Raw genomic sequence first — 16,603 nt, forward strand, 5'->3', positions numbered from 1 at the left:
GTGACCGCGGACCGACGCGGCCCTCGGGCCACGTACCCCGCGGAGTCAGACCGGATCGGACCGGGTCTCCGCCTTCTCCATAGCGTCACGGAACCGCGCATAACCGTTCAACTCGGCTATGTCCCCGACCGTGCGGTCCCTCGCCACCCAGCTTCCCCATATCGCCGCGCCGATGGCGGCGAAGAGCGGGATCAACAACCAGGCAAGTACGGCCATTCCGACCTCCCGACCAATGAGTGTCTGCCATGCCAACTGACCGATCAGCAGATAACCATCTGCTGCATCAACGCTGCTGGCAGGGGGCCGGTTACGCAAATCGGCACGTATGAGTGGAACGGCCCGGAGAAGGCGCTGCACACCAACCCGCCCACCCGTCGCCCGACCACCGCCCCTCAACGAAGGCGCTACACGCCAACCCGCCCACCCGTCGCCCGACCACCACCCCTCTAACGAGGGGCTACGCCCCCACCCATTCCTCTGTGCCGTCCGAGAACTTCTGGTGTTTCCAGATGGGCACCTCGTGCTTGAGGTCGTCGATCAGCTCCCGGCACGCCTCGAACGCCGCCGCCCGGTGCGGGCAGGAGACCGCGACGACCACCGCCAGATCCCCCACCGCCAGATCCCCCACACGGTGGACGGCGGCGAGCGCGCGCACCGGATGGCGGGCGGCGACCTTCTCCGCGACGCGGCGCAGCTCGGCCTCGGCCGAAGGGTGGCAGGAGTAGCCGAGGGAGTCGACGTCGGTACCGCCGTCGTGGTTGCGCACCGTCCCCACGAAGAGGGCGGTGCCGCCCGCCGCATCGTCCCCCACCGCCCGGAAGACCTCGTCGACGGTGAGGGGGGTGTCACGGATCGCGAGCAGCCTGATGGGATCCTGCGCCGCCTGCTCGCCCGGGTGGGAACGCGTACTGACCATGGCGCCCATGGTGCCGTACCGCGGACGCGGCAGGGAACAGCCGTTCCCCGGGCCGGAGCGGACCGGCCGGGGCCGGAGCGGGGCGCTCCGGGCGGGTCAGATCCGGCGGCGTGCCTTGCGGGCCCGGCGTACCAGGGCGGCCGTACCGAGCAGGGCGACCGTCGCGCCCGCGGCGCCCGCGGCGGTGGCGTCCTTGCGGCCCAGCCGGCGGCCCGCGAGCGTGTGGCGGCCCTCGACCTCCTCCAGGAGGGCCGCGAGCACCTCCTCGTTGGTCCAGCGGGGCCGCCACCCCGCGTCGTGCAGCCGGCTCACGCTGACCACCCACGGGTGCATGGTGTACGCGAGGTCGCCCGCCGGGGACGGGGTCAGGCCGATGCGGTGCAGCCGGGCCGCCGCGCCCAGGGCGACCGCCGAGGGCAGCTCCATGCGGCGGATCCCGCTCAGCTCCTCGACCTCGCTCTGTTCCAGCCAGCCGTCGCAGCCGACCGCGAACTCGCCGTCGACCTTTTCGAGGGCGGCGTACTCCAGCGCGCTCACCAGGTCATCGACATGGCAGAACTGCCAGGTCGGACGGGATCCGGCGACCACGAGCAGCCGGGGCGACTCGAAGTAGCGGGTGAGGGCCGTGTCCGTACCGCCGACGAGGACGGCGGGCCGTACGACCGTCACATTCAGGCCGGGGTGCGCGCGGGGCGCGCGGCGGCTGAGGCGTTCGATCTCCAGGAGGTCGCCGACGCCGGTGGCCTCGGCGGTCGCCCGCAGTTCGGCATCCTCGGAGAGCGGGATGTCGTTGTCGGGGAGCGCGCCGTAGACCATGGCCGAGGTGCAGAGCACGACGCGGTGCACGCCGGCCGCGGCGGCGGCCGTGAGGACCGTCTGTGTGCCGCGCACGTTGTACGCCGTGCGCGCCGCGGCGTCGCTCTCCAGGTCGAGGTCGAGCGCGAGGTGGACCACGACGTCCGCGCCGCGCAGCTTCTCGGCGATGGCCGGGTCGCGGATGTCCAGGACGTGCCACTGCGCCTCTGAGACCTCCCCTCTGCGCTCGTCCAGGGCGATGACCTGCTTGATCTCCTCGGAGGCCGCCAACCGCCTGGTGAGGAGGTCGCCGACGCCTGAGGCGGCGCCGGTGACCGCGACGACGGGGCCGCGGGACGGGGTCGGGGTTGAGCGGTTTCGCGCTGCGCGAACCTGCGGATCTGGGGAACTCACCGGGCGTCTCCAGCGGTTGTCTTCAATACGTACGTGCATGACGACGTACGTGAAACGCGTACGTACCAGGTGATGTCCATCCTGCCGCAGGCCATCGGCCGACGGAGCACCGAGCCCGGAAGCCACCGGGGTGTCGGGCCCGTCCCGGCCAGCGGCACCATCCCCGTACCCCCTGTGCCGCTTAGGCTGGGAGGTGCAGTCGGGCAGCCGCCGCCGGCAGGAAGCCGGTGGCCCTACGAGCCGAGGAACCCCGTGAGCGACACACCATTCGGATTCGGTCTTCCGCCGGAGGAGCCGGAGGACGGCGACGGCAAGAAGAAGGACTCCGCCGGCGGTGGTCAGGGTGCCGGTGGCCAGGGCAACCCGTTCGCCGGCTTCGGCGTGCCCGGGGGCGGTGGCGCGGGCGGCGCGGACAATCCGTTCGCGGCCATGTTCGGTTCGCTGAACCCCAACGACCTGGGGGCCGCGTTCCAGCAGCTCGGCCAGATGCTGAGCTACGAGGGCGGTCCCGTGAACTGGGACATGGCCAAGCAGATCGCCCGGCAGACGGTCGCCCAGGGCACCCCGGACGGCACGAAGGACGCGAGCGTCGGTGCCTCGGAGCGTGCGCAGGTGGACGAGGCGGTACGGCTCGCCGACATCTGGCTGGATGGCGTGACCTCGCTGCCCTCCGGTTCCAACGCCTCGGTGGCGTGGAGCCGCGCCGAGTGGGTCGAGGCGACGCTGCCCGCGTGGCAGCAGCTCGTCGACCCGGTGGCGGAGCGGGTGGGCACCGCGATGGGCGAGGTGCTGCCCGAGGAGATGCAGTCGGTGGCGGGCCCGCTGATCGGGATGATGCGGTCCATGGGCGGCGCCATGTTCGGCCAGCAGATCGGGCAGGCCGTGGGGGTGCTGGCGGGCGAGGTGGTCGGGTCCACGGACATCGGGCTGCCGCTGGGCCCGGCCGGGCGCGCCGCGCTGCTTCCGCTGAACATCGAGGCGTTCAGCAAGGACCTGGGGGTCCCCAAGGACGAGATCCGGCTCTATCTGGCCCTGCGGGAGGCCGCCCACCAGCGGCTCTTCGCCCATGTGCCGTGGCTGAGGTCACATATGTTCGGTGCGGTCGAGGGGTACGCGCGCGGCATCAAGGTGGACACCTCGAAGCTGGAGGACGTGGTCGGCCAGTTCGACCCCAGCCATCCCGAGGAGATCCAGCAGGCGCTCCAGCAGGGCATGTTCCAGCCGGAGGACACCCCGGAGCAGAAGGCCGCGCTGGCCCGGCTCGAAACGGCGCTGGCGCTGGTCGAGGGGTGGGTGGACGCGGTGGTCCACGAGGCCGCGAAGAACCGGCTGACGGCGGCGGACGCGCTCCGCGAGACCCTCCGCAGGCGGCGGGCGTCCGGCGGGCCCGCCGAGCAGACCTTCGCCACGCTCATCGGGCTCCAGCTCCGGCCGCGCAGGCTGCGGGACGCCTCCCGGCTCTGGGCCTCCCTCACGGACGCGCGGGGCGTCGACGGGCGGGACCGGCTCTGGGAGCACCCGGACATGCTGCCGACCGCCTCGGACCTGGACGACCCGGACGGGTTTGTCCACCACGAGCAGCTCGACTTCTCCGAACTGGACAGGATGCTCGGCGAGGCGGCCGGGAGCACGCAGGAGAAGCAGGAGAAGCAGGACGCCGAGGGCAAGCCCTCCGATGGCAAGCACTCCGAGGGCAAGGACGACACCGACAAGTGAGCCTGCACGACGAGGCAGTCCGGACGCTGAAGGGGTACGAGGGCCTGCCGGGGCACGAGGGCGCCGACGCGGCGCAGCGGGAGCTGCGCGGGGTCTATCTGGACCATCTGGCGGCCCACCCGGACGGCCTGTGGAAGGCGTGCGGGGCCGGGCATCTGACGGCGTCCGCGCTGGTGGTCGACGCCGAGCGGGGCAGGGTTCTGCTGACCCTGCACAAGAAGCTCGGGATGTGGCTCCAGATGGGCGGCCACTGCGAGCCCGGTGACGAGACGCTGGAGCGCGCGGCGCTGCGGGAGGCCAGGGAGGAGTCCGGGATCGCGGAGCTGACCCCGGTGCCGGGCGGACCTGTACAGCTGGACCGGCATCCCATCCCGGCGCCCTGTCACTGGCATCTCGATGTCCAGTACGCGGTGGTGGCGGGCCCCGGGGCGGTCGAGTCGATCAGCGAGGAGTCGCTGGACCTGAGGTGGTTCGGGTACGACGAGGTGGCAGCGGTGGCCGACGGCTCGGTGGTCCGGCTGCTGGAGCGTACGCGTAGGGTCCTGGACGCCTGAGACGCCTTCAGACGCCCAGGTCCTCGCCCAGGCCGTCACCGTCGAGATCGTCCACGCCGTCCGGGCCGTGTTCACCGTGGCCGCCGTGGTCGTCGCCGTGGTCGCCTCGTGAGGGCAGGTGCGGGAGGCGTTCGGCCGCGACGACACCTTCGAGATACCCCCGGGCCCGCTCGGTGCGGGGGTACGCGTCCAGCAGCCGCCAGAAGCGCGGGCCGTGTCCCGGCACCAGCAGATGGGCCAGTTCGTGGACGAGGACGTAGTCCACGACGTACTCCGGCATGCCCTGGAGCCGGTGCGAGAGCCGGATGCTGCCCTCGGCGGGGGTGCAGGAGCCCCAGCGGGTGTTCTGGTTGGTGACCCAGCGGACGGAGGCGGGCCGGGCCCGTCCGTCGAAGTACTGGGCGGAGAGGCGTTCCGCGCGTTCGGTCAGCGCGCCGTCGCCGAGGACCCGTCTGCTCTCCTGCGCGGCGAGTTTGTCGAGCATGACCGAGACCCAGCGGCGCTCCTCCGCCTCGGACATCCGGGCCGGGATGAGCACGATGGTGCGGTCGCCCTCACGGTAGGCCGAGACCGTTCTGCTGCGTCGGGCGCTTCTTCGGACCTCGACAGCGCTGGTCCCCGAGGTGAGCGGGCGACTGCGGGAGGGGTCGGCGGGCACGCCCCGACGTTACCCGCTCAGTAGGGCGGAAGTCCCGCCTCCAGGAGGGTTCCCCCATCTTCCCCGCGATAGGGGCACTAATTTGAACGACTTGCACGACTGAACGCTTGAAAGCTTGAACGACTTACGCCCTCGCCTGTGGATAACTTTCCGCGCGATCGGCCACGACCCCCCATTCTGAGATCACCGGCCGGGGGAACGGGCCGGCGGAGACGGGACCGGCGGAAACGGGGAGGGTGAAATGCGTCCGATGATGAAGCCCGCGCTGCGGCGCGCCTGGCGGGACCGGCACACGGTGCAGTTCGGGGTGACGCCCGCGCACGCGGTGCTGATGGGCCCGGTCGACACGGCGACGGGCAGTTTTCTGGAGCTGCTGGACGGGACCCGGGGGCTGGCGCTGCTGCGGGAGGAGGCGCGCGGCATGGGGCTGCCGGAGGGGCATGTCGACGGGCTGGTACGGCGGCTGGCGGCGGCCGGGGTGCTGGACGACCCGGGGGCGGGCGGCCCGGCGGCCGACGCGCTGCGTGCCAGGACGGCGGAGGCGGAGCGGCTGCGCCCGGATCTGGCGTCGCTCTCCGTCCTCCATCCGGAGCCGGGTGCGGGCGCGGCGCGGCTGGCCGCCAGGCGGCTGGCGCGGGTGCAGGTCAGGGGTGCGGGCCGGGTCGGGGCGACCGTGGCGGGGGTGCTCGCGGCCTCGGGCGTGGGACGGGTCGATGTGCTGGACGGCGGGTGTGCGACGGCGGGGGACGTGGCGCCCGGCGGGCTGTCGGAACACGCCGTCGGGGAGCGCAGGGACCGGGCGGCCCGGCAGCTCGTCCGGCGCTGCGCACCGGGCCGGCCGCCACGGCCCGGCCGCCCGGAGGAGCCCCCGGGGCAGGAGCCGCCGCTCTCGCTGGTGATCGTGGTGCCACGGGACGGGCTCGCGGTGTACGCGCCGGAGCCGGTGACCGCCGAGCCGTGGATGGCCTCCGGAACGCCCCATCTGTACGCGGGGGTGATCGAGGCCACAGGGGTGGTGGGGCCGCTGGTGCTGCCCGGGGGCACGGCGTGTGCGGGGTGTGTCGCGCGGCTGCGGGCCGACCATGACCCCGGGTGGCCGAGGATGATGGCGCAGTGGCGTTCGGGGCGCGCGGCGGGCGCGGCCCCGGCGTGCGATCTGGCGCTGGCGACGACGGTCGCCGGGCTGGCGGCGGCGCACGCGCTCTCGTTCCTCGACGGGGAGCTTCCGGCGAGTACGGGTGCGCGATGGGAGGCGGCGCTGCCGCTGCTGGACTGGCGGGCGGAGCGGATCGCCCCGCATCAGGAGTGCCCGTGCGGGGCGGCCGGGCGAAGCGGAGGGGAGCGTCGGGGCGCAACCGGGGCGCCGCACGACACAATGGCCGGGTAACCGCCGCACGCGGCACGGCTCTCCAGGACGGGCGTCGGGGACGAGCTGCCTGGAAATGGCGAGCAGTCTGGGATTTGGAGGGGCTTCATGTCTGATCTTCCCCGGAAGGCGGTCACCCGCACCGCGAAGCTGGCCACGCTGCCGCTGGGCTTGGCGGGCCGGGCCACCTGGGGGCTGGGCAAGCGGATCGGCGGCAAGTCGGCCGAGATCGTCACCCGGGAGCTGCAACAGCGCACGGCGGACCAGCTCTTCAAGGTGCTCGGGGAGTTGAAGGGCGGTGCCATGAAGTTCGGGCAGGCCCTCTCGGTCTTCGAGTCGGCGCTGCCCGAGGAGATCGCCGGGCCCTACCGTGCGGCGCTCACCAAGCTCCAGGAGGCGGCGCCGCCGATGCCGACGGCCACGGTGCGGGCGGTGCTGGCGGAGCGGCTGGGCGAGGAGTGGCGGGGGCTGTTCCTGGAGTTCGAGGAGAAGCCCGCGGCCGCCGCGTCGATCGGCCAGGTGCACCGGGCGGTCTGGCACGACGGGCGGCAGGTCGCGGTGAAGGTGCAGTACCCGGGGGCCGGGGAGGCGCTGCTCTCCGACCTCACCCAGCTCAGCCGCTTCGCCAGGCTGCTGGGCCCGCTGATTCCGGGCATGGACATCAAGCCGCTGATCACGGAGTTGCGTGACCGGGTCTCCGAGGAGCTGGACTACGGATTGGAGGCGGCGGCGCAGCGTGCGCACGCAACGGAGTTCGCGGACGATCCGGATGTGGTGGTGCCGGAGGTGGTGCACCAGGGCGAACAGGTCCTGGTGACCGAGTGGATGGACGGGGTTCCGCTGTCGGAGGTGATCGCTGAGGGTACTCCGGAGCAGCAGGACCGCGCGGGGCAGCTCCTGGCCAGGTTTCTCTTCTCGGGCCCGGCCCGGACCGGGCTGCTGCACGCGGACCCGCACCCCGGAAACTTCCGTCTGCTGCCGCCGGCGGCGGAGGGCGGCGCGCACCGCCTGGGGGTGCTGGACTTCGGAACGGTGGACCGGCTGCCCGGCGGACTGCCCCCCATCATCGGCGAGGCCCTGCGCCTGGCCCTGGCGGGCGACGCCGACACGGTCTACGGCACCCTGCGCGAGGAGGGGTTCGTCAAGGAGTCCATCGTCCTCGACCCGGACGCGGTCCTGGAGTATCTGCTGCCCATCATCGAACCGGCGGCCGTGGAGGAGTTCACCTTCACCCGGAGCTGGCTGCGGACCCAGGCGGCCCGTATCGCCGACCCCCGCTCCCCCGCCCACCAGCTCGGCAAGCAGCTCAACCTGCCCCCGTCCTATCTGCTGATCCACCGCGTCACCCTGAGCACCATCGGCGTGCTCTGCCAACTGGACGCGACCGTACGCCTGCGGGAGGAACTCTCCGCCTGGCTCCCCGGCTTCGCCGTGCGGAAGCCGGAGAGGATAAGCCTGCGCAAGACCGCCGAGCCGGTCGAGACGGCCGGCTGACGGCTGACGCGGTGAGGGCCGGCCCCTTCTGGGGCCGGCCCTCGCTGTCCTGCCGGTGGTGCGTGGTCTTACTGCATGACGGCCATGGCCAGGGCACGGCGGGCGCGCAGGGAGACGCGTTCCGCTCGGCGCTGCATGCGGCGGGCGGCCACCAGGCGGGCGGCCCGGCGTTCCGTGTCGGCCTCACGCATGCGCTCGTTCATATGCGCGCGAGCCAGGGCTTCTGGGATGAGTTGCATCTCGCGGGTCCTGTTCTGGCGCGAGTGGTTCGCGCCCATGGTGGAGACAAGCGGGGTGGCGGAGCCGGTGGGCTCGCTCAGGGAAGAGGTCATCGGGGCCTGCTTCTGGGGATCGTGCGTGGAGGGGTGGTCGATGGTTCCGGCGGCGTTCATGCCGTGACCGGGTTCTTGCGCGGACGGCCACGCGGCCGCTTCCGGGCTACGACGACCCCCTGGACGAAGAGCTCGCCGCCCCAGACACCCCACGGCTCACGCCGCTCCTTGGCGCCGGCGAGGCAGGCCTCGACCAGCGGGCAGGTGCGGCAGAGCGCCTTGGCGTACTCGACATCGGCCGGGGACTCGGCGAAGAAGACCTCCGGGTCGTAGGCACGGCAGGGAACGGGTACGCCGAGGTTCTCGATGGCGTCGTCGAGCGCGGTGAGCGCGGTGAGCGGGGTCAAGGTGGAGTCCTCCGTGGGGACGGGCGGGGCGATCGGTTCCGAAGGCGGTACGGACGGGGCGTGCGCTTCGAGTTGCACGGTTTCTGTTCCTCGTCTGGTCGGTCCTGGCCTGGTGGGCCAGTGGTCGGCTGGTACCGGGTGGTGCGTGTCCCGAGGCCCCTTCGTTCCGGCTGTCCCGTTCGGGACAAACAGAAGGGCCGCGGATCCCGGGTGGGGTTCCGCGGCCCTGAAGGCGCCGGCCTGATCGTCGATCAGGCTGGATCACTCCAGGGTTCGAGCCCACGGAAGGCCCACTTCGTGTGATGCTGCGTCTGCTTCGTCTCGGCACCGGCTGCCGCTGCGGCATAGGTGTTGCTCATAGCCGCTACCTCTGCCAGTGCCTTGGTCGGTCGCTCATCGTTGATCAGGGCGACACGCTCACGGGTCACCGGACCCGAGAAGACGGGGCGGTCGGCAGCGCGCTCGGCGGCAGAGGAGCCGGGCATGCCACTGTCGATGCGTCCGTCGATGAGACCGGTGCCGGAGAAGCCGAGCGGGCAGGCGGAGGCGACCGGGAGACCGGTCATTTTGACGGTGCTGATGAAGCTGTACTCGATGCTGGCCACTGGAATCGCCTCCTCTCGGCGTCTCAAGGACGGGTCCGAAGATCCGTCACGCGTATGTTGGACAAGTGCCACTTCTCGGCAGGTACCGAAGGTACTGCTTGACAAGTAGAGCATGGGGACCGGGCTTCGGAGAAGCCCGCCGTTCCCGTGGATAAGAACCTATGGGGATTCCCCGGGCGCGCGCAAACTATTTTTTCGACGAGTTCGCATCAGTCCTCGTCCTCTTCTCCCACACCCTCCTCACCTGCGCAGATGGCCAGGACATCGGTTCCGAAGCGGTTCAGTTTCCGGATGCCGACACCGGGGATGACCGTCAGCTCGGCCGCGCTGTCGGGGACCGCCTCCGCGATCGCCATCAGCGTCTTGTCGGTGAACACGCAGTACGCGGGCTGACCGATCCGTCCCGCCTGCACCGCCCGCCACTCCCGCAGCCGCTCGTACAGCCCCTCGTCCATGTCGGAGGGGCACTCCTCGCAGCGCATGAGCTTCATCTCACCGGCGTCGGTGAGGGTCCTGCCGCACACCCGGCAGCGGGCGGGGCCGCGCCGGGTGCGCCGTGGGGTGGTCCCCGACGGAGCGCCGGGGGCGGTGCCGCGTTCGACGGAGCCGCCCGCGCCGGGGCCGGCGTCCCGCTGTCCGGGGGCCGTGGTGCCCGGACGGAGCCCGTTCAGGAAGCGGGTGACCCGTCGGTTGGCCCGGCCGCCCGGGGAGCGCGAGAGCGCCCAGGAGAGGTGGAGATGGAGCCGCGCCCGGGTGACCCCGACGTAGAGCAGCCGGCGCTCCTCCTCGATCTGTTCGTCCGTCTTGGCGTAGGTGATCGGCATCGTCCCCTCGGTGAGACCGACCAGGAAGACCGCGTCCCACTCCAGGCCCTTGGCGGCATGGAGCGAGGCGAGGGTGACGCCCTGCACGGTGGGGGCGTGCTGGGCGGCGGCGCGCTCGTCCAGCTCGGTGACGAGGTCGGCGAGGGTCGCGGACGGCTTGGCCCGGACGAAGTCCTCGGCGAGCCGGACGAGCGCCGCCAGCGACTCCCAGCGGCCCCGGGCGGCGCCGGAGCCGGCCGGCGGCTCGGTGGTCCACCCCTTGGTGGAGAGCACGGCCCGGACCTGCGAGGGCAGCTCCACCACATCGTCCAGCAGCGTGTCGTTGCCCCCGAAGCGGGCCGCGCCCCGGAGCGCGGCGCCCGCCTCCCGTACCTCCTGGCGCTCGAAGAACCGCTCGGCGCCCCGGAGCTGGTAGGGCACGCCGATGTCGGCGAGGGCCTGTTCGTAGACCTCCGACTGCGCGTTGACGCGGTAGAGCACCGCGATCTCACCGGCCGGGACGCCCGCGGCGATCAGGTCGCGGACCTTCCGGGCGGTGCCCTCGGCCTCGGTCGGTTCGTCCGCGTACTCCGTACAGGCCGGCTCGGGGCCCGGGTCGCGCTGGGAGATCAGCTCCAGGCGGTGTTCGGCGGCCCGGCCGCGCGCCTGCTGGAGGACGCCGTTGGCGAGGCGGACGACCTGGGGGGTGGAGCGGTAGTCGCGTACCAGCTTGACCACGGTGGCGCCGGGGTGCCGGGCGCGGAAATTGAGCAGGTGGTCGGGGGTGGCTCCGGTGAAGGAGTAGATGGTCTGGCTGGCGTCCCCGACGACACAGAGGTCGTCGCGGTCGCCGAGCCAGAGGTCGAGCAGCCGCTGCTGGAGCGGGCTCACGTCCTGGTACTCGTCCACCACGAAGTGCTGGTACTGGCGGCGGACCTGGTCGGCGATGTCGTGCCGGTCCTGGAGGACACCGACCGTCAGGAGCAGTACGTCCTCGAAGTCGATCACCGTGCGCTCGCGCTTGAGCTGCTCGTACATCGCGTAGACCTGGCTGATCTCGGCCGTGTCGCGCGGGGCGTCGCGGTGCGACCGCGCGACGGCGGCCGGGTAGTCGGCGGGCACGGTCTGGGTGACCTTGGCCCACTCGATCTCGCTGGTGACATCGCGGAGTTCGTTGCGGTCGAGCCGGACCCGGCAGCGCGCCGCGGCCTCCGCGACGAGCGGGACCTTGCGGTCGAGGAGGCGGGGCAGGGCGCCGCCGACGGCCTTGGGCCAGAAGAACTGGAGCTGCCGGAGGGCCGCCGCGTGGAACGTCCTGGCCTGCACCCCGCCCGCGCCGAGCTGCCGCAGCCGGCCGCGCATCTCCCCCGCCGCGCGGTTGGTGAAGGTGACGGCGAGCACGCTGGCGGGCTGGAGTATGCCCGCGCGCACCCCGTACGCGATCCGGTGGGTGATCGCGCGCGTCTTGCCCGTGCCGGCCCCGGCCAGCACGCACACCGGGCCGCGCAGGGCCGTCGCGACCTCGCGCTGCTCGGGGTCGAGCCCGTCGAGCACCGCGTCGGCGTCGCGCGGCGGTGCCACGATCTGGCCGCCGTCGGAGTCCCACGGGAAGAGCGAGGAGTGCGTTGCTGCTGTCACCCCGCCATGCTGCCAGGTCCCCCGGGACGGGTGCGGCGGTTGTCCACAGGGGCGCCGCACCGGTCGTATCAGTCGTATCGGTCCGACGGGTACGACCCGACCAGCCGGGAATGGCCGACCAGTCGGTTACGTTCAGCAGATACGTTCAGCCGAGAGCGGGACCCGCGAACGGGACAACGCGACAGACGCGACAGAACAGAGGAGTGCGAGACACATGCCGGGCACTGTGACGATGTACAGCACGACGTGGTGCGGATACTGCCGTCGGCTCAAGGGCCAGATGGACCGTGAGGGCATCACGTACACCGAGGTCAACATCGAACACGACCCGGAGTCGGCGGCGTTCGTCGAGAAGGCCAACGGCGGCAACCAGACGGTGCCGACGCTCCTCTTCCCCAACGGCACGACGCTCACCAACCCGAGCCTCGCCCAGGTGAAGGAAGCCCTCGCCGCGTAAGGCGGGTACGCGAGGCGCTAGCGGCCGGGCGCGCCCCAGGACGCTGTGGTCTCCTCGGCCACATCGCGCAGGAGCGTGAGGAAGACGTCCACGAGCGGGGTGAGCACCGGGTCCGCCGCCGTCACCGCGTGGAGTTCACGGTGGAGGCGGGGGCGGCCGAGGGCGCGGTGGACGGTGCCCGGCGGCCGCGTCAGCGCGAGCCGGGAGACCAGGGCGACCCCGATGCCCGTCCCCACCAGGGCCTGGGCGACGTCGTACGACGCGGTCTGGAACCTGATCCTGGGGGTGAACCCCGCCCCGGCCGCCGCCCGGTCGAACTGCTCCCGCGCGGCGTGCCCGGCCACGATGGTCACCCAGGACTCGTCCCTGAGCTCTTCGAGCCGGAGCGGTTCCGCGCCGTCCTCGCCCTCGGGGCGGGCCAGCGGGTGATCGTCGGGGAGGACCACGACCAAGGGGTCCCGGAACAGCGGGTGTACGGCGATATGCGGCGGCGGGTCGGGGAGCGCGCCCCAGGAGGCGATGACCGCCAGGTCGAGCCGGCCCTCGCCGACCTCCGTGATGCCGTCCTCGGAGTGCAGGTCCTGGACCGACACATCGGCATCGGGGCGCCGGTGCCGCAGGGCGGTGAGGGCGGGCGGCAGCAGGTGGAGCGCGGCGGCCTGGAACGCCCCGGTCCGCAGCCGGAGCGAGAGCTTCCCGCGGAGCGCGGCGAGCCGCGCCTCGGCCTCGTCCACCTGCTGGTCGATGAGGTGGCCATGGGCCGCGAGGAGCCGTCCCGCCACGGTGAGCGTCGCCCCGCGCGGCCCGCGCACCACGAGCGGCACGCTCCACTCCCGCTCCGCGCGGGCCACCTGCTGGGTCACGGCCGGCGGGGAGAGGCCCAGCGCCTGGGCCGCCGCGGTGAGGGAGCCGTGCCGTTCGATCAGTGCGAGCAGCCGGAGCTGTCCCGGATCCGCCATTCCATTATCTTAATGCCGGCCCGTCTGTCGGTTACTTCTCTGTGGTCGGGGCGCGCGCCAGGGTTGGTGGTGAGGGCGCCCCTTCCCCGGCGCCACCTGCGGAGAGGCCGAGCGCCGTGATCATCGATCTGCCCGTCTTCCTGGTCACCACCCTGCTGCTGACGATGCTTCCCGGCGCGGGACAGGCGCTGATGATCCGGCAGACGCTGGAGGGCGGTAAGCGCCGGGCCAGGGCCACCCTCGCCGGCAACGCCTCCGGGGTGCTGATCTGGGCGGTCGCCGCCGCGGCGGGGCTCTCGGCGGTCCTGCTCGCCGATCCCCGGGCGTATGCGGTGGTACGGGTGGCGGGCGGCCTGGTGCTGGCCCTGCTCGGGATCGGCACGCTCCGGGGCGCCCTCCGCGAGCCGCCCGGTGCCGAACCGGGTGCCGGGCCCGACGCCGGGCCGGGTGCCGGGCCCGGCGAGGCGTACGGACCGGGGTCCGGCCGCCGCCCCGGCCGGTGGGGTGCCTATGCCGCCGGGCTCGGTACGAGTCTGGGGAACCCCAAGGCCGGGGTGTTCGCGGTCTCGGTGCTTCCCCAGTTCGTCACCGCCGACGGTCCCGTCCTCTGGTCGAGCATCGCCCTGGGGGTGGTGTGGGCGGCGGTCAACGCCGGCTGGTATCTGCTGTTCACCTGGGCCGTCGGCCGGGGCCGCGCCCTGATCTCGCGGCCCGTGGTACGCCGGCGGCTGAGCATCGCCACCGGGGTGACGCTGCTCCTCCTGGGCGCCGGGGTCGCGGCCGGCATCTGACCCCCGCCGTCAGTTCAGCGGCTTGGGGAGCGGCTTGCCGTACCAGATCTCCACCAGGCGCGCGGCGATCGAGATGCCCAGCGGGGGCAGAATCTCGCCGGTCTCGATCGCGGTGCGCAGGTCCTCGCGGGAGAACCAGCGCGCCTCCTCGATCTCCTCGCCGTCCACCGTGATCTCCGACGAGGTGGCGCGGGCCATGAAGCCCAGCATCAGGCTGGACGGGAAGGGCCACGGCTGGCTGGCGACGTACTCGACCTCGCCGACCGTGACGCCCGCCTCCTCGAAGACCTCGCGGGCCACGGACTGCTCGATCGACTCGCCGGGCTCCACGAACCCGGCGAGGGTGGAGAACCGGCCCTCGGGCCAGTGCACCTGGCGCCCCAGGAGCGCGCGGTCCTCCTCGTCCGTGACCAGCATGATCACGGCGGGGTCCGTACGCGGGTAGTGCTCGGCCCCGCACGCCTGGCAGCGCCGGATGTGGCCGGCCGCGGCGATCACCGTACGCTCGCCGCAGCGGGAGCAGAAGCGGTGCAGCCGCTGCCAGTTCTCCAGCGCCACCGCGTGCACCATCAGGCCCGCGTCGCGCGCGGAGAGCAGCGTCCCGGCCTCGCGCAGCCCGGCGGGGCGGGCCGACTGGTCCATCCGCCCGGGGAGCGAGTCCTTCTGGAGCGCGAAGTAGCGCACGCCGTCCGCGTCCGTGCCGAGGAAGTAGCGGTGGGTCTCGGTGAGGGGGGCCTCGAAGGACGGGGTCATGACCAGTTCGGTCCGCCCGTCGGGGGTGTCGTCGATCAGCACCTGGCCGCCGGAGACCACGAAGACCCTGGTCGTCGGATGGCTCCAGGCCGCCGCGAGCCATGCCTCGTCGAGACGGTGGTGCGCCGCACGGTCGATACCGCTGTCCGCGGTCAGTCCGATGGGCGGGTGGGCGATGGCGTCACTGCTGATGGTGCTCACAGGTTCTTTCTACTCCCCCGGGTGGAGTGGGTGTTCTGGTCAGCGGAGTGGTCGGCGGGCGATCGGCGCGGAGTCGGTGGGAATCGGTGGGGAATCGGTCGGCGATCAATGGGCTGGTCTGCGGAAATGGCCGGGGAATTGGCCAGGTGACGACGTGGTGGGGGCGGACGGCACGCTGGGATGCGATGAGGCGGGTCAGGGACGCGGGGTGCCGGCCAGGTCGGCCCGGTCGGCCTGGCCGCTCCGGTCGGCCCGAGCGGTCTGGTCGGTCTGGCCGGTCCGGTCGGTCCGGTCGTCCCGGTCGGCCCGAGCGGTCCGGTCGGTCCGGTCGCCCCGGTCGGCCCGAGCGGTCCGGTCGGTCCGGTCGGTCCGGTCGGTCCGGTCGGTCCGGTCGGCCGAGTCGGCCGAGTCGGCCAGGTCGGCCCACAGGTACGCGGTGGTTTCCACGCCCTTGAGGAGCAGGTCGATCTCGACCTTCTCGTTCGGCGCGTGCCAGCCGTCGGACGGTACGGAGATCCCGAGAAAGAGCACGGGCGCGTCCAGCACGTCCTGGAGGTCGGCGGCCGGCCCCGAGCCGCCCACGCGCGTGAAGCGGATCTTCTGGCCGAAGGCGCGGCCCATCGCCCGGACGAGCGAGCGGAGCGCCGGGTGGCCGAGCGGGGTCAGACAGGGGCGGGTGGCCGGGAGGAAGGTGATCCCGTGGCGGATCCCGGCCGGTATCCGCGCCTCGGCCCAGGCTCTGACCGCCTGCTCGACCCGGTCCGGGTCCTGCCCGGCGACCAGCCGGAACGAGAGTTTCAGATGGGCGGAGGACGGGATGATCGTCTTGCTGCCCGGGCCCTGGTACCCGCCGCCCATCCCGTTCACCTCGGCGGTGGGACGGGACCAGACGCGCTCCAGCGTCGAGTGGCCACGCTCGCCGAGCGTGGCGTGGGAGGAGGCCGTACGGAGCCACTCGCCCTCGTCGAAGGGCAGCTCGGCCAGGAGGGCGCGCTCGGCGTCGGTGAGCGGGGTGACGCCGTCGTAGAAGCCGGGGACCGCGACGCGTTCGTCCGCGTCGTGCAGCGCGGCTATGAGGCGTCCCGCGACGGTGGCCGGGTTGGGCACGGCCCCGCCGAACGCCCCGGAGTGGATGTCCTGGTCGGGTCCGTGCAGCTCGATCTCGCACTCCACGAGACCGCGCATGCCGGTGCAGACGGTCGGGGTGTCCTCGGACCACATGCTGGTGTCCGAGACGACGACCACATCGGCGGCGAGCCGGTCGGCGTGCCGCTCGGCGAGCGCGCGGAAGTGCGGGGAGCCCGACTCCTCCTCGCCCTCGATCAGGAGCTTGAGGTGGACGGCGGGGGCGGTGCGCCCGGTGGCGGCGAGATGGGCGCGCACGCCGAGGGTGTGGAAGAAGACCTGGCCCTTGTCGTCGGCGGCGCCCCGCCCGTACATCCTGCCGTCCCGGACGACCGGCTCGAAGGGGTCGGTGTGCCAGCCGTCCTCGCGGGCGGCGGGCTGTACGTCGTGGTGGCCGTAGACCAGCACGGTCGGGGCGTCGCGGTCCTCGGAAGGCCACTCGGCGAAGACGGCGGGGGCGCCCGGGGTCTCCCAGATCTCGGCGACCGGGAAGCCGGTCTCCCGGAGTTTCGCCGCGAGCCAGTCGGCGCTGCGGCGCACGTCGGGGGCGCGGTCGGGGTGAGCGGACACGGAGGGGATGCGCAGCCACTCCGCGAGGTCGGCGAGGAAGGCCGTGCGGTGGTTCTCGATGTACGTACGGACCGCGCTGTCCGGGATGTCGCTCATGGCATCGAGCCTA

General features: G+C 72.7%; 16 protein-coding genes and 1 pseudogene. 6 read left to right on the forward strand and 11 right to left on the reverse strand.

Features of this window, described 5'->3' with window-relative positions; genetic code table 11:
* Positions 1-45 precede the first annotated feature (45 nt).
* The 3 genes from AB0O07_RS14915 to AB0O07_RS14925 all read right to left on the reverse strand — a co-directional run bounded on the left by AB0O07_RS14915 (position 46) and on the right by AB0O07_RS14925 (position 2,125).
* On the reverse strand, positions 46-216 hold the full coding sequence (locus tag AB0O07_RS14915) for a hypothetical protein (protein WP_365632121.1): 171 nt from the start codon (positions 214-216) through the stop codon (positions 46-48).
* Positions 217-457: 241 nt separating this feature from the next.
* Positions 458-916, reverse strand: a complete 459-nt coding sequence (locus tag AB0O07_RS14920; protein WP_365632123.1) for a molybdenum cofactor biosynthesis protein MoaE — start codon at positions 914-916, stop codon at positions 458-460.
* 96 nt (positions 917-1,012) lie between these two features.
* Positions 1,013-2,125, reverse strand: coding sequence for an SDR family oxidoreductase (locus tag AB0O07_RS14925; protein WP_365632126.1), 1,113 nt, complete (start codon positions 2,123-2,125; stop codon positions 1,013-1,015).
* 252 nt (positions 2,126-2,377) lie between these two features.
* On the opposite strand from AB0O07_RS14925, the gene AB0O07_RS14930 reads away from it, so the two are divergent.
* Both AB0O07_RS14930 and AB0O07_RS14935 read left to right on the forward strand, forming a co-directional pair.
* Positions 2,378-3,841 carry a zinc-dependent metalloprotease gene (locus AB0O07_RS14930; protein WP_365632129.1) on the forward strand — a complete coding sequence of 488 codons (1,464 nt, stop codon included), beginning with the start codon at positions 2,378-2,380 and terminating at the stop codon, positions 3,839-3,841.
* Entirely contained in the window at positions 3,838-4,395 is a 558-nt protein-coding gene (locus AB0O07_RS14935) for an NUDIX hydrolase (protein ID WP_365632132.1), read from the forward strand. The genes AB0O07_RS14930 and AB0O07_RS14935 overlap by 4 nt, the downstream gene beginning before the upstream one ends.
* A 7-nt stretch (positions 4,396-4,402) precedes the next feature.
* Here AB0O07_RS14935 and AB0O07_RS14940 read toward each other — a convergent pair whose 3' ends face one another.
* Entirely contained in the window at positions 4,403-5,053 is a 651-nt protein-coding gene (locus AB0O07_RS14940) for a M48 family metallopeptidase (RefSeq protein WP_365632135.1), read from the reverse strand.
* 241 nt (positions 5,054-5,294) lie between these two features.
* Between AB0O07_RS14940 and AB0O07_RS14945 the strand changes: the two genes are divergently transcribed.
* Positions 5,295-6,440 (forward strand): ThiF family adenylyltransferase, encoded by a 1,146-nt coding sequence (locus tag AB0O07_RS14945; protein ID WP_365632138.1) that lies wholly within the window; start codon positions 5,295-5,297, stop codon positions 6,438-6,440.
* A gap of 87 nt (positions 6,441-6,527) precedes the next feature.
* Positions 6,528-7,913: an AarF/ABC1/UbiB kinase family protein gene (locus AB0O07_RS14950; RefSeq protein ID WP_365632141.1), complete on the forward strand. Its 1,386-nt coding sequence runs from the start codon at positions 6,528-6,530 to the stop codon at positions 7,911-7,913.
* A 68-nt stretch (positions 7,914-7,981) separates the two neighbouring features.
* On the opposite strand, the gene AB0O07_RS14955 is transcribed toward AB0O07_RS14950, so the two are convergent.
* The 4 genes from AB0O07_RS14955 to AB0O07_RS14970 all read right to left on the reverse strand — a co-directional run bounded on the left by AB0O07_RS14955 (position 7,982) and on the right by AB0O07_RS14970 (position 11,638).
* Positions 7,982-8,305: a hypothetical protein gene (locus AB0O07_RS14955; RefSeq protein ID WP_365632144.1), complete on the reverse strand. Its 324-nt coding sequence runs from the start codon at positions 8,303-8,305 to the stop codon at positions 7,982-7,984.
* The gene (locus tag AB0O07_RS14960; protein ID WP_365632147.1) at positions 8,302-8,670 is read right to left on the reverse strand and encodes a WhiB family transcriptional regulator; all 369 of its coding nucleotides are present in this window, start codon (positions 8,668-8,670) and stop codon (positions 8,302-8,304) included. The genes AB0O07_RS14955 and AB0O07_RS14960 overlap by 4 nt, the downstream gene beginning before the upstream one ends.
* Positions 8,671-8,843: 173 nt before the next feature.
* Positions 8,844-9,197, reverse strand: coding sequence for a hypothetical protein (locus AB0O07_RS14965; protein ID WP_365632150.1), 354 nt, complete (start codon positions 9,195-9,197; stop codon positions 8,844-8,846).
* Between the two features lie 209 nt (positions 9,198-9,406).
* Positions 9,407-11,638, reverse strand: a complete 2,232-nt coding sequence (locus tag AB0O07_RS14970) for an ATP-dependent DNA helicase UvrD2 (protein WP_365632153.1) — start codon at positions 11,636-11,638, stop codon at positions 9,407-9,409.
* A gap of 214 nt (positions 11,639-11,852) precedes the next feature.
* On the opposite strand from AB0O07_RS14970, the gene AB0O07_RS14975 reads away from it, so the two are divergent.
* Positions 11,853-12,095, forward strand: coding sequence for a mycoredoxin (locus AB0O07_RS14975; RefSeq protein ID WP_365632156.1), 243 nt, complete (start codon positions 11,853-11,855; stop codon positions 12,093-12,095).
* 17 nt (positions 12,096-12,112) lie between these two features.
* Here AB0O07_RS14975 and AB0O07_RS14980 read toward each other — a convergent pair whose 3' ends face one another.
* A complete protein-coding gene (locus tag AB0O07_RS14980) occupies positions 12,113-13,054 on the reverse strand; it encodes a LysR family transcriptional regulator (RefSeq protein ID WP_365632159.1) in 942 nt (313 codons plus the stop codon).
* 116 nt (positions 13,055-13,170) lie between these two features.
* On the opposite strand from AB0O07_RS14980, the gene AB0O07_RS14985 reads away from it, so the two are divergent.
* Entirely contained in the window at positions 13,171-13,845 is a 675-nt protein-coding gene (locus AB0O07_RS14985) for a LysE family translocator (protein ID WP_365632162.1), read from the forward strand.
* Positions 13,846-13,854: 9 nt separating this feature from the next.
* Here AB0O07_RS14985 and nudC read toward each other — a convergent pair whose 3' ends face one another.
* Positions 13,855-14,799 (reverse strand): NAD(+) diphosphatase, encoded by a 945-nt coding sequence (gene nudC, locus AB0O07_RS14990; RefSeq protein WP_365632165.1) that lies wholly within the window; start codon positions 14,797-14,799, stop codon positions 13,855-13,857.
* Between the two features lie 411 nt (positions 14,800-15,210).
* Positions 15,211-16,590: pseudogene (locus AB0O07_RS14995) on the reverse strand (dipeptidase); the annotation flags it as partial.
* Positions 16,591-16,603: the final 13 nt, after the last annotated feature.

The organism is Streptomyces sp. NPDC093085, from assembly GCF_040683935.1.
GTDB lineage: Bacteria > Actinomycetota > Actinomycetes > Streptomycetales > Streptomycetaceae > Streptomyces.

What these genes read in the sequence shown, in the direction of transcription:
- AB0O07_RS14980 (WP_365632159.1), bottom strand. Translation starts at nt 13,054, where the DNA reads ATGGCGGATCCGGGACAGCTCCGGCTGCTCGCACTGATCGAACGGCAC.
- AB0O07_RS14920 (WP_365632123.1), bottom strand. Translation starts at nt 916, where the DNA reads ATGGTCAGTACGCGTTCCCACCCGGGCGAGCAGGCGGCGCAGGATCCC.
- AB0O07_RS14950 (WP_365632141.1), top strand. Translation starts at nt 6,528, where the DNA reads ATGTCTGATCTTCCCCGGAAGGCGGTCACCCGCACCGCGAAGCTGGCC.
- AB0O07_RS14955 (WP_365632144.1), bottom strand. Translation starts at nt 8,305, where the DNA reads ATGAACGCCGCCGGAACCATCGACCACCCCTCCACGCACGATCCCCAG.
- AB0O07_RS14915 (WP_365632121.1), bottom strand. Translation starts at nt 216, where the DNA reads ATGGCCGTACTTGCCTGGTTGTTGATCCCGCTCTTCGCCGCCATCGGC.
- AB0O07_RS14945 (WP_365632138.1), top strand. Translation starts at nt 5,295, where the DNA reads ATGCGTCCGATGATGAAGCCCGCGCTGCGGCGCGCCTGGCGGGACCGG.
- AB0O07_RS14975 (WP_365632156.1), top strand. Translation starts at nt 11,853, where the DNA reads ATGCCGGGCACTGTGACGATGTACAGCACGACGTGGTGCGGATACTGC.